Source organism: Comamonas sp. DB36, assembly GCF_057914905.1.
This window is the reverse complement of record NZ_CP196631.1, coordinates 4,290,260-4,303,400: the sequence shown is the minus strand read 5'-3', so window position 1 is coordinate 4,303,400 and position 13,141 is coordinate 4,290,260. Positions and strand designations below refer to the sequence as shown.

Here is a 13,141-nt window from a genome sequence, read left to right as displayed (position 1 = left end):
CCTGAATTGGATCCACGACATGTCCCTCGTCTCGATGCGCGAACTGCTCGACCATGCTGCTGCAAACGGCTATGGCATTCCTGCTTTCAACGTCAACAACCTGGAGCAAGTCCAGGCGGTGATGGCTGCGGCCGACGAAGTCGGCGCACCCGTGATCCTCCAAGCCAGTGCCGGCGCGCGCAAGTACGCTGGTGAAGCCTTCATCAAGCACCTGATCCAGGCCGCCATCGAACAGTACCCGCACATTCCCCTGGTTATGCACCAGGATCACGGCCAGTCGCCAGCGATCTGCCAGGGCGCGATCGACCTGGGCTTCTCGTCGGTGATGATGGACGGCTCGCTGATGGAAGACGGCAAGACGCCGGCTTCGTTCGACTACAACGTCGATGTGACCCGCAAGGTCGTCGAAATGGCGCACCGCGTGGGCGTCACGGTCGAAGGCGAACTCGGCTGCCTGGGCTCGCTCGAGACCGGTGAAGCCGGTGAAGAAGACGGCATTGGCGCGGTCGGCAAGCTCGACCACAGCCAGATGCTGACCGACCCTGAAGAGGCCGCGCAGTTCGTCAAGGCCACGCAGCTCGACGCCCTGGCGATCGCCATCGGCACCAGCCACGGCGCCTACAAGTTCACGCGCAAGCCCACAGGCGACATCCTGTCGATCCAGCGCGTCAAGGACATCCACGCCCGCCTGCCCAACACCCATCTGGTGATGCACGGCTCGTCTTCCGTGCCCCAGGAGCTGCTGGCCACCATTCGCCAGTACGGCGGCAACATGAAGGAAACCTACGGCGTGCCCGTGGAAGAAATCCAGGAAGCCATCAAGTACGGCGTGCGCAAGATCAACATCGACACCGACATCCGCCTGGCGATGACGGCCGCGGTGCGCAAGTTCCTGTTCGAGAACCCCGAGAAGTTCGATGCGCGCGAATGGCTCAAGCCAGCGCGCGAAGCCGCCAAGCAGATCTGCAAGCAGCGCTATGTCGAGTTCGGCTGCGAAGGCCAGGCCGGCAAGATCAAGGGCCACAACCTGCAGATCGTCGCCGGCATGTACGCCGATGGCACGCTCAAGCAAGTCGTGAACTGAAGCACTGGCACCGGCCATTGCAAAGCCCCCTGGCTCCTGGCCCGGGGGCTTTTTTTTGCCGCTGCGCGGGCGCAAGCATCCATTTGCAGCGCCAAGGCCCTGCAATGGCCTTTGGGCGGGTGCTTTTTTGCGCTTTTTGACGCCAATCCGTTTGCGTTTTTCCCGGTCAGCGTGCAGCATGGCGTTTGCTGACAAATTACACAGGCCGACATGCACGTGCGTGCCTATGCGCAGGGAGGACTCGCAATGAAGAGAATGGGACGGCCGATGGTGCGCTCTGCGCTTTGGAGTGCAGCGGTGGTGGTACTGCTCGCGGGCTGCGCCGCGCAGCCGCATGGCGCGGCTTCGGTGCAATACACCGCGGGCCGCGCGCAGCTGGCCTTGCCTGCGGGGGCCTGGACCGATCTGGGCCCGGCCGATGAAGCCTGGGCGCCGTTGCCGACCGCGAGCGGCAAGATTGCGCTGCGCAGCCGCGCGCTGGTGCTGCGCGGCGCCAAGCAGGAGCCGCTGGCCGTGGTGCTGGTGCGCACCAATGCCTCCAATCTGTTCTGGAAGCCCGTGGCCTGGGGCATCAACTGCCCGCGCGAGCTCGACGTGCTGCTGTTCGACGAAGCCGCCGGCAGCCCTGACCGCATGGACTGCCTGCGGCTGCGCCGCAATGCCCAGACCCAGCAATGGCTCAAGCGCAGCAAGCCCGAGACCCAGGCCTGGCTCGAGAGCCGGCAGCAATTGCCGCTGCTGCCCTACAGCCATCTGAGCTACCGCTTCGCGACCGAGGACGGCGGCATGGTGGAGCTGCAGATCCTCGCCGACCAGCGTCTGCTGCAGCCTGAAAAAGGCAGTCAGTCGCGGATGCAGCGCGACTGGGCGCTGGCCGTGGCCAGCGCGGCGCGCGACAGCCTGTCTTCGCTCGACGGCGCGCTGGTGCTGCCGCCGTTTCCGGGCTCGGTCTGAGCCTGGCCCAGGCCTGCGGCCTAGGGTAATTACAGGCTGCGAGCTTGCGGGCCTCGGCTGACAATGCCTTCAGCGTTGGCAAAAAATACTGGAGGCACAAAGACTATGAGTGATCGTCCCTGGCTGAGCGCGTATCCCGAAGGGGTGCCTGCGGAAATTGACGCGACCCAATACACGTCGCTGGTGGCCCTGATGGAAGAGGCCTTCACCAAGTACCGCGACCGGGTGGCGTACAGCTTCATGGGAAAGGAAGTCACCTATGCCCAGACTGACGTGCAAAGCCGCATCCTGGCAGCCTATCTGCAGGGCCTGGGCCTGACCAAGGGCGATCGCGTGGCGCTGATGATGCCCAATGTGCCGCAGTATCCGGTGGCCGTCGCCGCCGTGCTGCGCGCGGGCTACGTGGTGGTCAACGTGAACCCGCTGTACACCGCGCGCGAGCTGGAGCACCAGCTCAAGGACTCGGGCGCCAAGGCGATCATCATCATCGAGAACTTCGCGACCACGCTGCAGGCCTGCATCGCGGCCACGGCCGTCAAGCATGTGGTGCTGTGCGCCATGGGCGACCAGCTGGGCCTGGTCAAGGGCGCGCTGGTCAACTACGTGGTGCGCAAGGTCAAGAAGCTCGTGCCCGCGTTCCAGCTGCCGGGCGCCGTGCGCTTCAACGATGCGTTGGCCAAGGGCGCGCATCTGAGTTTCCAGGCGCCGCAACTGCTGCCCGATGACATCGCGCTGCTGCAATACACGGGCGGCACCACAGGTGTCAGCAAGGGCGCGGTGCTGCTGCACCGCAACGTGATTGCGAACGTGCTGCAGTCCGAAGCCTGGAATCAGCCGGCCATGAGCAAGGTGCCCACAGGGGAGCAGCCCACGAGCGTCTGCGCGCTGCCGCTCTACCATATCTTCGCGTTCACGGTGAACATGATGCTGTCGATGCGCACCGGCGGCAAGACCATCCTTATTCCCAATCCGCGCGACCTCAAGGCCACGCTGCAGGAGCTGTCCAAGCACCGCTTCCACAGTTTCCCCGCCGTGAGCACGCTGTTCAACGGCCTGGCCCATCACCCCGACTTCAACACCGTCGACTGGTCGCACCTCAAGGTGTCCGTGGGCGGCGGCATGGCGGTGCAAAGCGCGGTCGCGCAGCTGTGGCTGGAGAAGACCGGCTGCCCTATCTGTGAAGGTTACGGCCTGTCCGAAACCAGCCCATCGGTCAGCTGCAATCCGGTCACCGTGAGCCAGTTCACGGGCACCATAGGCGTGCCGCTGCCGAGCACGTACATGAAGCTGATCGACGACGCCGGCAACGACGTGACCGAGCCCGGCCTGCCGGGCGAGATCGCCATCAAGGGCCCGCAGGTGATGGCCGGCTACTGGCAACTGCCCGACGAAACCGCCAAGACCATGACCGCCGACGGCTACTTCAAGTCGGGCGATATCGGCACCTTCGATGAAAACGGCTTCTTCAAGGTGGTCGATCGCAAGAAGGACATGGTGCTGGTCAGCGGTTTCAACGTCTACCCGAACGAAGTCGAGGATGTGGTCGCCAAATGCCCGGGCGTGCTCGAGTGCGCGGTGGTCGGCATTCCCGACGAGAAGACGGGCGAGGCCGTGAAGCTGGTGATCGTCAAGAAAGATGCGTCGCTCAACGAGCAGGTGGTGCGCGACTTCTGCCGCTCCAACCTCACGGGATACAAGCAGCCGCGCGTGATCGAGTTCCGTACCGAGCTGCCCAAGACGCCCGTGGGCAAGATACTGCGCCGCGAACTGCGGGGAAATAAGAGCGCCGCCTGAGCGGCGGCGGCGTTGCGCCGCACAATCGAGGCCTTGCCGCACACGGCGGTTGCCTGGATACACATGACGATTGCCATTTTGAGCGCCTTGCCCGAAGAGCAGGCCGGTTGGGTTGAGAGTTTGCAAGGCGTGCGCGGCACGCGGCATGCGGGCCGTCAGTTCTGGCAGGGCCGCTGGCAGGCTGACGCAGCGGGCGCCGGCCATGATCTGGTCTGCGCGCTCTCGGGCATAGGCAAGGTCGCCGCCGCCACGACGGCCGCTGCATTGATAGAGCGCTTCGGCGTCACGCGCATCGTCTTCACCGGCGTGGCCGGCGGCGTGGGCGCGGGCGTGCAGGTCGGCGACGTGGTTGTGGCCAGCGAATACCTGCAGCATGATTTCGACGCGTCTCCGCTGTTCCCGCGCTGGGAGCTGCCCGGCTATGGCCGCACGCGTCTGGCCTGCGATCCGGTGATGAGCGCCGCGCTGCATGCGGCCAGCCAGGACTGCGTGGGCCACGCGGCGCGCGCCCACCAGGGCCTGGTGGTCAGCGGCGACCAGTTCGTCGGCACGGCGCTCGCGTCCCAGGCGCTGCGCTCGGGGCTAGAGGCCGCGGGCCATTCCGTGCTGGCCGTCGAAATGGAAGGCGCGGCCGTGGCCCAGACCTGCCACGACTACGGCGTGCCGTTCGCCGCCATGCGCACCATCTCCGACCGCGCCGACGACAGTGCGTCGGTCGACTTCGCCGACTTCGTGCGCAATGTCGCCAGCCGCTACGCGCAGCAAATTCTTACGGGGTTCCTGCAGCGGCTTTGAACCTCCGCGCAGCACAAGCACCGTTCGGGCTGAGCTTGTCGAAGCCCTGCATGCACAGGCGGGGTTATTTCAGCCAGCCGCGCTTGCGGAAGTACAGCATCGGCCCGACGGCGCTGGCGGCCATCAGTACCAGCGCGAACGGATAGCCCAGCGTCCAGTCGAGTTCGGGCATGAACTTGAAGTTCATGCCGTAGGCGCTGGCGACCAGCGTGGGCGGCAGCAGCGCGACGCTGGCCACCGAGAAGATGCGGATGATCTTGTTCTGGTTGATGTTGATGAAACCGACGGTCGCATCCATCAGGAAGTTGATCTTGTCGAACAGGAAGGCCGTGTGGCTGTCCAGCGATTCGATGTCGCGCAGGATCTGGCGGGCTTCCTCGAACTGCTCGGCGTTGAGCATCTTGCTGCGCATCATGAAGCTCACGGCGCGGCGGGTGTCCATCACGTTGCGGCGGATGCGCGAGTTCAAATCTTCCTGGTGGGCGATGGCCGACAGCACTTCGCTGGCGCGTGCGTCATCGACTTCGCCGGACAGCACCTGGGTGCTGACTTTTTCAAGCGCATCGTAGATGCGTTCGAGCGTGTCGGCCGAATATTCGGCGTCGGCGTCGAACAGCTTGAGCAGCACTTCCTTGGCATCTTCGAGCAGGCCGGGCGCGCGGCGCGCGCGCATGCGCAGCAGCCGGAACACCGGCACATCTTCGTCGTGGATGGAAAACAGCACGCCGCGGCTCTTGAGCTCGGCGTTGTGCTGGTTCAGGATGAAAGCGACGCGCACCGAGCGCGGGTCTTCGTCGTCATCGATCAAGAAGTCGCTGCGGATATGCAGCTCGCCATTGTCTTCTTCGTAGAAGCGCGCCGATTCCTCGATGTCTTCGTCCATCGCGTCTTCTGGAATCGACAGACCGTAGTGCTGCTTGATCCAGCGCTTTTCTTCGAGCGTAGGCGATTCAAGGTCGACCCAGATAGGCTGGAACTTGGCCAGGTCCTCGAGCGAGTCGATTTCTTCCTGCACCAGGCGGCCATTGGCCAACGTAAAGATGTTGAGCATTGCTCACTCCCATGTCATTTTTCGTCGTGCGGCGGTGAAAGAGGTCATGCTTTCAACCCCCGCAGCGGCGCGCGCAGCAGGCGCGAACGGCAAATACGATGGGAGTTGAAAGCTACCAACTAGGGTAGGTTTCCACGGAGCGATCTCCAGTTATCTTGAAGTGGGGAATTATGGCATTGCGCACGTGCGGCGCGGCGCAGAAAAGCCCGCGCCGAAAGGGTGCAGGCGCGGATTTCATCGCGGCGTAATGGTCTGTCCCAGCATTTGCGCACGGCACAGGTCGGCCCAGGCCGCGGGCTTGGCATGCGCGGCGCGCAGCAGGTAGCTCGGGTCGTAGGTGACCACCGCCGGCAGGCCCGCGACCTGATGGGGCTCGGCACGCAGCCGGCCCAGCGCATCGCTGCGGCCCAGCACGGCGCGCGCCGCTGCCAGGCCCAGCACCAGGATGCGCGCGGGCTGCAGTTGCCTGACCATCGCCTGCAGACCGGAGTCGAGCGGTGCGCAGTCGCCTGCAGCAGCCGCAGCCGATGCCTGGGCGCCGTCGCGTTCCAGCGCCGCGCTCCACACGCGCGGATGCCGGTGCAGGCGCAGCGCGCGCAGCATGTTGTCGAGCAGCCTTGCGGCATCGCCTTCGAGCACCGTACCCGTGGATTCGGGTGCGGCGGCAGGAGCGGCCAGGCTCACGGCCGTGGGGTGTTCGAGCAGGATCAGCCAGCCGCCGTCGGCAGGGTCCTGGGTATTCTGGGTATGGGTGCCCGGGCCATAGACCGGGCGTGCAGGGTGCAGGCGCCAACCCGCGGCCGCGGCGCTTTCGCTCGCGGGCGCGTGCTGCGGGGCTGGCGCGGGCCGGACCGGGGCCGCGGGGCGTGGCATCACCGGCGCAGGCTGCGGGCGCTGGGCCACGGGTGCCGGCGCGGGACGTTCTGCCACGGCAGCGAGCGCGGGTGCGGCTTCGGGCGGCGCGGGCTGCCAGACCGTGATGCCCATTTCCTGCAGCATGGCGCGTTGGCGCGCGTCGAGATTCAGGGCCATAGCTTGCGGCTCATGATGATGGCGTGCTCGCGTTGGCCGTCGGCCGCCGGGTAATAGTTCTTGCGTTCGGCAATCTGCTGGAAGCCGTGCTTTTCGTAGATGCCGCGCGCGCGCGCGTTGCTCGCGCGCACTTCGAGCCACAGCCAGATCGCCTTTCGCTGGCGCGACCACAGCGCCAGGCCGTCGAGCATGATCCTGGCCCAGCCCTGGCCCTGGTGGGCGGGCGCGACCGTGAGGTTGAGCAGATGGACTTCGTCGAGTACCGTCATGGCGACGAAGTAGCCCAGCAACCGGTCATCGGCGTCGAGCAGCATCTGGGCTTCGTAGCCCGCGGCCAGCGCGTCAATGAAGTTGCCGCGCGTCCACGGGTGGCTGTAGGCCTGATTTTCGATCGGCAACAGGACATCGAGCCAGGCTGCGGTCAAGGGCGCAAAGCGTATGGCTTCCTGGGGGACTGGCTGGCTGGCTGGGCTCATGGTGTGGCGGCAAGGCGTGCAGCGGCACGTTCAGCCGTAGTTTGCGCCACTTTGTCCCGAATATACAAGGGCAGTGCCGCCGCTGCCGGCAGGCTGCCATGTGCTGCGAGCAGCGCGGGCGCCAGGCGCAGCAGCGCCGCCGAGGTCGGCAGCGCAGCCAGATGCAGGGCCTCCGGAGCGAGGCGCTCGCCATAGGCGGCCAGGGCGTTGCCGACGACGCTCCAGCCCGCAGGCACCTGCAGGGCTTCGGGCGCGCACACGCCGGCATCGCCGGCGGCCTGCCAGACGCCATCACGGTAGCTGTAGGGCGCGTGATAGACCTCGTTCATGCGCGCATCGAGCACCGCCAAGACATCGCAGCAACCATGTTCGGCGCGCGCGGTCTCGGCCACGGCCAGCAGCGTATCGACGGGCAGCACGCGCACATCCGCGCCAAACGCCAGCCCTTGCGCGATCGCGCAGGCGGTGCGCAGCCCGGTGAACGAGCCCGGTCCCCGGCCGAAGACGATGGCGTCGAGCGCCTTGAACTCGAGGCCGGCTTCGTCCATCAGCCGGCGGATGGCCGGCAGCAGCTGGGCCGACGATTGCGCGCCGCCGGGCCCGCGGTGCTGCCAGAGCGCGTCGGCGCGCTGGACGGCAATGCAAAGGGTGTCGGTGCTGGTATCGAAGGCAAGCAGGTTCATGGGGGAGTGCCGTAGAGGGCGGCAAGGCGTGGGCGGCCACGCGCAATTGCGCAAGCCCTCGATTATCGGTGCCGGCGGCGCTCCTTGCGCGTCGCGCCGCTAAAGCCCGCCGCCAGCGCGGCGCGTGGCAGGCCCTAAACTGGTCGGCATGTCTTTGCAGTTTGTCCTGGCGCGCTGGCGCGCTCCTCAGCGCGCGCGCGCCGTTCTTGGTATTTCTCTGTCCCTGATGCTGTGGAGCAGCGCCCAGGCCCAGCCGGCCCTGCCGCCTGCGGTCACGGCCGCGCTGGCGCGAGCCCAGTTGCCGTCCGACGCGCTGTCGGTGCTGGTGGTGGATGTCGAGGCGGCCAGAGGCGCGGCGCCGCGCCTGGCCTGGCAGCCCGAGCGGCCCATGAACCCCGCTTCGGTGATGAAGCTCGTGACCACATTTGCTGCGCTGGACCAACTGGGCCCGGCCTATACCTGGCGCACGCCGTTCTACTTCGGCGGTCCGTTGCAGGCCGGTGTGCTGCGCGGTCCGCTCTACATCCAGGGCCAGGGCGATCCGCGGCTGGTGATGGAGCGGCTGTGGCTGGCGCTGCGCCGGCTGCAGGCCATGGGCGTGCGCGCGATCGACGGCGACATCATTCTTGACCGCTCGGCGTTTGCGCTGGCCGCGCACGACCCGGCATTGTTCGATGGCGAGCCGTTGCGCCCCTACAACGTGTCGCCCGATGCGCTGCTGGTCAACTACAAGTCGCTGGTGATGGGTTTTCTTCCGGATGTGAAGGGGGGGCTGGCACGCATCCAGTACGACCCGCCGCTGGCCGGCATGGCGCTGCAGCCCAGCGTGCCGCTCGCGCCCGAAGGAACCCCCTGCGGCGATTGGCATCTGCGCCTGCAGGCCAGTCTGGAGGCTCCCGGGCGCATGGACTTCGCGGGCAGCTATCCGGCCGCCTGCGGTGCGCGCAACTGGGCCGTGGCACCGGTCGACGGCGCGCAGTTCGCGGCGCGGGCCATTGAGGGCATGTGGCGCGAACTCGGTGGCCAGCTCAGCGGCGGGGTGCGCGACGGCCGCGTGCCGCAGGGGCTGGAGCCGGCCATGGTGATCGAGTCGGAAGCGCTGTCCCAGGTTGTCAGGGACATCAATAAATATAGCAACAACGTGATGGCGCAGCAGGTTTTCCTGACCATGGGCCGCCAGCGTGACGGCGTGGGCAGCTGGGACAGCGCGCAGGCCGCGCTGCGCCAGTGGTGGCAGCGCAGGGTCGGCGCCCAGGCCTTGCCCATCGTCGAGAACGGCGCGGGGCTGAGCCGCGAGGAGCGCGTCACGGCCCAGGGCCTGGGGCGCATGCTGCAGGTTGCCTGGGGCTCGCCCGTGATGCCTGAGTTCCTCGCTTCGCTGCCGGTTCTCGGCGTGGACGGCACGCTGCGCCGCAACCAGGCGCGCGCCAGCGGCCAGGCCCACCTCAAGACCGGCAGTCTGCGCGATGCATCGGCGATCGCGGGCTATGTGCATGCGGCCAGCGGCCGGCGCTATGTGCTGGTCGCGCTGGTCAACGACAGCCGAGCGGCGGCCGCACGGCCGGCCTTGGACGCATTGGTGGAATGGGTGGTCGCCGACCTCGCGCCCCGATAAGGTGGTGACGGGCCGTCGTGTTGGCGGACCGTCAAACCACAATCAGGAGGCGCAGCATGGGGATGCAATCGACAGCAATCTGGATGGCGGCGATCGTTGCCGCGGCACTCGCGGCCTGTGGCGGCGCGAATGACCCTGACCCCGGCGGCGCGCGCGGCGCGCTGCTGCAGAACCCGCCGCCACGCACTTTTGCGGCATCGGCGCCCGATCTGGGCGCCCAGCTTTCGGCCACGCCGACAGGGCGGGAGATGCTCGCAGTGGCCGGCGCACCGGTTTGCGGCGTGCAGGTGCACTCGATCGAATACCACACGGTGGGCGCCAGGGACGAGGCCACCAACGCGACGGCGGCGCTCATGCTGCCCCGGGGTGAAGAGGCTGCCTGTTCGGGCCCGCGGCCCATTCTGCTCTACGGCCATGGCACCGACCCGCAGCGCGCCTACAACCAGGCCGAGATCAGCGACCTGGCCCTTCCCGGCGCGGCTTCCGGGCTGCAGCTCGCGGCGACCTTCGCCGCGCATGGCTACATCGTCGTCGCGCCCAACTACGCGGGCTATGACCGGTCGCGCTTGCCCTATCACCCCTATCTCGTCGCCGACCAGCAGTCCAAGGACATGATCGACGCGCTCACGGCGACGCGCCAGGCGCTGCCCGCGCTTTCGGCGCGCGACAGCGGCCAGTTGCTGCTCTCGGGCAATTCCCAGGGCGGCCATGTGGCGCTGGCGACGCAGCGCGCGCTGCAGGCCGCAGGCGAGCGCGTGACGGCGTCGGCGCCCATGTCCGGGCCCTATGCCCTGGCCAGCTATGGCGAGGCCATTTTCCTGGGCCGCGTGCCGCTGGGCAGCACGGTGTTCACGCCGTTGCTGGTGACCGCCTATCAGCAGGCCTATGGCAATCTCTACCGTCAGCCCGATGAAGTCTATGCACCGCGCTATGCGCCGCATATGGCGACGCTGCTGCCGGCCGAAGTGCCGCTGGCCACGCTCTGGGCCCAGGGCCGGCTGCCGGTCAGCGCGCTGTTCAGCAGCAGCGCGCCCGCGCCCGGCCTCGAAGCCATCACGCCGCCGACCACACCGCCGGCGCAGGCGCCGCTGTTCGCGCTGGGCTTTGGCCTGGACCATCTCGTGGCCAATGGCCAGCGCCTGGCCTATCTGCAGGATGCGGCCGCACGGCCCGACGGCGTGGTGCCCGCATGGACCACGGGCCGGCCCGCGGCCGCGCCCGGCCACCCGATGCGCCAGGCGCTCAGGGCGAACGACCTGCGCGACTGGGTGCCCGCGCGGCCCCTGCTGCTGTGCGGCGGCCAGGCCGACCCGACGGTGTTCTTCGGCCTCAATACGGGCGTGATGCAGGCCTTTTGGTCGGCGCCGTCACCCGCGGCCATGGCGCCCGGCCTGCTGAGCGTGCTCGATGTCGATGCGCCCGTGAGCGGCGTCGACGACCCGTTCGCCGCAGTCAAGGCGGGATTCGCGTTGTCGAAGGCGGGGGCCACGGCCCAGGGCGGGCCCGCGGCCACGCTGACGCTGTACCACGGCGTGCTGGTGCCGCCGTTCTGCCACCTCGCGGCGCGCGGCTTCTTCGATCGCGTCATCGCTTCCGGGCAATAAAAAACCGACCCGCAGGTCGGTTGGTGCGCGCAGCGATGCGGGGCTTCTTACCAGCGCACGCGCAGCTTGTCGTAGGCGTAGGTGCCGAACTGGCGGTAGGCTGCGGGAGTGAAGTAGACCTTGTCGGCAAACAGGTAGACATCAGGATTCGCGCCGGCAATCAGCGTCGAGGCCGTGCACTTCTCGGAGTTGATCTGACCGCTGCCAATGCCAATGCCCGGGCCCGAATCCACCGAAGTGCACACGGGCGTGGTGGCGTTCGAGAAGCCGTAGGAGCTGGGCGAGAAGGTGTACAGATTGACGTAGTAGGCCAGGTCAACGTACAGCACGGAGTTGCCCAGGTCGTTGAGGCCGATCAGCAGGCCTTCATTGAAAGCCTTGCTCGCGGCTTCGGCGGCGGCAACCTGGCCGCGTTCGATGGCCCAGAGCGACTTGCCCAGGTCATAGGTGCCGGAGAACACCACCTGCTTGGCGCCGGCGTTGGTCAGGCGGCGGATCTGGTCGGCGTACTGCGTGCCGAGTGCGCGTGCCGAGGATTCGAACTGGGCCGCAGTCTGCGTGCCAGCGATCACGGCCGACAGGCCGACGATCATGTCGCTCACGCCGGCGCTGAGCAGCACCACATCGTTCTTCTGCAGCGCGCTGCCCGAAGCCAGGAAGGTGTCGATCTGCGCCGCCAGCGTAGGCGTCGAGGACTTGCCGGCGGCGTCGGGCGTGGCCGCGATGCGTGCGTTGCCGAAGGCGTAGTTGAGACCGCCCTGGTTGGACGCCTTGAGGTCCAGGCCATATTGGGCAGCTACATAGCGGGTCCAGTTGTTCACCGAGCCGTTGTTGACGGTGTAGCTGTTGCCGCTCTGGCCGGCATCGGCGGTGGCGTCGCCGAAGGCGATGAAGCGGCTGGGCGTGATCGCCGATTCCGTGGTGCTTGAGCCGCAGGCCGCAAGCAGTACCGCCGTTGCACAGGCGGTGACCAAAGCGGTCCGACGCATCCAATTTGCTGCCATGAGATTCTCCAGAAGGGATATGGACAAGAGTTTAACGAGGCGCGGGCCAGGCCCTAGGCGGCCGCGGCGCGCTGCAGGCGGTCACGCACGCCTTCCCACGCGGGCGTGGCAGGCGGTGTTTCGATCCAGAGCAGGCGCACGCCAACAGTGTCGAATTCACGCAGCATGGAGAACAGCTCCTGTGCTGCGGCGGTGGCATCTTCGGGCATGCGGCGCAGTTCCACCTGAGAGTGCACCTGCAAAGGGCTCCGAGCATACACCCCCAGATGGGCGGCGTCGTTGCCGAGCAGGTTCAGCCCGGACTGCAGCTGCTGGGCATCCATCAGCCTGACCTTGGCGTCGGGCGCGTAATGCGCGAGCAGCGTGCCCGAGGCGCGCGGCGTATGGGCCGGCAGTTCTTCCTTCGACAGCGGCCGCAGCCCGCAGGCGCGTTCGATGTCGGCGCGCGAGACCGCGCCGGGCCGCAGCAGCACCGGCACGCCGCGCGTGCAGTCGACGATGGTCGATTCGATGCCGACTTCGCATTCGCCGCCATCGAGCACCAGCAGATCGTCGCCGAATTCGCTTTGCACGTGGGCGGCCGTGGTCGGGCTCACGCGGCCGAAGCGATTGGCGCTGGGCGCGGCCACGCCCCACACAGGTGGTTGCAATTGCGCACAGGCTTGCAACACCGAATGTGCAACCGGATGTGAGGGGCAGCGCAGGCCCACGCTGTCCTGGCCGCCCGTGGCTGCCGCAACCATGCCCGCGCGGCGCGGCAGGATCAGCGTCAGCGGGCCGGGCCAGAACGCGTCGATCAACTGCTGCGCGAACAGTGGCACTTCCTTGGCGAAGCGCGTGATGGCCGCGGCATCGGCCACATGCACGATCAGCGGGTGGTTGCTGGGCCGGCCCTTGGCCGCGAAGATCGCGGCCACGGCCGCGTCGTTGTCGGCGTCGGCGGCCAGGCCGTAGACCGTTTCGGTCGGCAGACCCAGCAGCGCACCGCGCTGCAGCGCATGCGCTGCCTCGTCGATGGATGCGGGCAGGTTCCCTGGGAGGATCATCGC

The 13,141-nt window shown here is 67.4% G+C and carries 12 protein-coding genes; 6 read left to right on the top strand and 6 right to left on the bottom strand.

All coding sequences use genetic code 11. From position 1 onward, the window contains the following. Positions 1 to 19 precede the first annotated feature (19 nt). The 4 genes from fba to ACSVDO_RS20125 all read left to right on the top strand — a co-directional run bounded on the left by fba (position 20) and on the right by ACSVDO_RS20125 (position 4,627). Complete coding sequence (fba, locus tag ACSVDO_RS20140) at positions 20 to 1,084, top strand: class II fructose-bisphosphate aldolase (protein WP_332549410.1); 1,065 nt, start codon at positions 20 to 22, stop codon at positions 1,082 to 1,084. A 267-nt stretch (positions 1,085 to 1,351) separates the two neighbouring features. Continuing rightward, on the top strand, positions 1,352 to 2,038 hold the full coding sequence (locus ACSVDO_RS20135; protein WP_489594260.1) for a hypothetical protein: 687 nt from the start codon (positions 1,352 to 1,354) through the stop codon (positions 2,036 to 2,038). A gap of 105 nt (positions 2,039 to 2,143) precedes the next feature. Continuing rightward, the gene (locus ACSVDO_RS20130; RefSeq protein ID WP_489594259.1) at positions 2,144 to 3,832 is read left to right on the top strand and encodes a long-chain-fatty-acid--CoA ligase; all 1,689 of its coding nucleotides are present in this window, start codon (positions 2,144 to 2,146) and stop codon (positions 3,830 to 3,832) included. A gap of 63 nt (positions 3,833 to 3,895) precedes the next feature. Next, complete coding sequence (locus tag ACSVDO_RS20125) at positions 3,896 to 4,627, top strand: 5'-methylthioadenosine/adenosylhomocysteine nucleosidase (RefSeq protein WP_489594257.1); 732 nt, start codon at positions 3,896 to 3,898, stop codon at positions 4,625 to 4,627. 64 nt (positions 4,628 to 4,691) lie between these two features. Here the strand turns inward: ACSVDO_RS20125 and corA are convergent, their stop codons facing one another. From corA to tsaB, 4 genes are all read right to left on the bottom strand, one after another. Continuing rightward, complete coding sequence (gene corA / locus ACSVDO_RS20120) at positions 4,692 to 5,678, bottom strand: magnesium/cobalt transporter CorA (protein ID WP_332539109.1); 987 nt, start codon at positions 5,676 to 5,678, stop codon at positions 4,692 to 4,694. 234 nt (positions 5,679 to 5,912) lie between these two features. Beyond that, complete coding sequence (locus ACSVDO_RS20115) at positions 5,913 to 6,710, bottom strand: uracil-DNA glycosylase family protein (protein WP_332539110.1); 798 nt, start codon at positions 6,708 to 6,710, stop codon at positions 5,913 to 5,915. Further along, positions 6,701 to 7,186, bottom strand: coding sequence for a ribosomal protein S18-alanine N-acetyltransferase (gene rimI / locus ACSVDO_RS20110; RefSeq protein WP_332539111.1), 486 nt, complete (start codon positions 7,184 to 7,186; stop codon positions 6,701 to 6,703). Before rimI ends, ACSVDO_RS20115 begins: the two co-directional genes overlap by 10 nt. Then, positions 7,183 to 7,869, bottom strand: coding sequence for a tRNA (adenosine(37)-N6)-threonylcarbamoyltransferase complex dimerization subunit type 1 TsaB (gene tsaB / locus ACSVDO_RS20105; protein WP_489594254.1), 687 nt, complete (start codon positions 7,867 to 7,869; stop codon positions 7,183 to 7,185). Before tsaB ends, rimI begins: the two co-directional genes overlap by 4 nt. 148 nt (positions 7,870 to 8,017) lie before the next feature. Between tsaB and dacB the strand changes: the two genes are divergently transcribed. After that, positions 8,018 to 9,484 carry a D-alanyl-D-alanine carboxypeptidase/D-alanyl-D-alanine endopeptidase gene (gene dacB / locus ACSVDO_RS20100; RefSeq protein WP_442881531.1) on the top strand — a complete coding sequence of 489 codons (1,467 nt, stop codon included), beginning with the start codon at positions 8,018 to 8,020 and terminating at the stop codon, positions 9,482 to 9,484. A gap of 62 nt (positions 9,485 to 9,546) precedes the next feature. After that, the gene (locus ACSVDO_RS20095; RefSeq protein WP_489594251.1) at positions 9,547 to 11,088 is read left to right on the top strand and encodes an alpha/beta hydrolase family protein; all 1,542 of its coding nucleotides are present in this window, start codon (positions 9,547 to 9,549) and stop codon (positions 11,086 to 11,088) included. A gap of 47 nt (positions 11,089 to 11,135) precedes the next feature. On the opposite strand, the gene ACSVDO_RS20090 is transcribed toward ACSVDO_RS20095, so the two are convergent. Both ACSVDO_RS20090 and ACSVDO_RS20085 read right to left on the bottom strand, forming a co-directional pair. After that, positions 11,136 to 12,092, bottom strand: coding sequence for an SGNH/GDSL hydrolase family protein (locus ACSVDO_RS20090; RefSeq protein ID WP_332539114.1), 957 nt, complete (start codon positions 12,090 to 12,092; stop codon positions 11,136 to 11,138). Between the two features lie 53 nt (positions 12,093 to 12,145). Then, positions 12,146 to 13,138, bottom strand: a complete 993-nt coding sequence (locus ACSVDO_RS20085; protein WP_489594249.1) for an L-threonylcarbamoyladenylate synthase — start codon at positions 13,136 to 13,138, stop codon at positions 12,146 to 12,148. Positions 13,139 to 13,141: the final 3 nt, after the last annotated feature.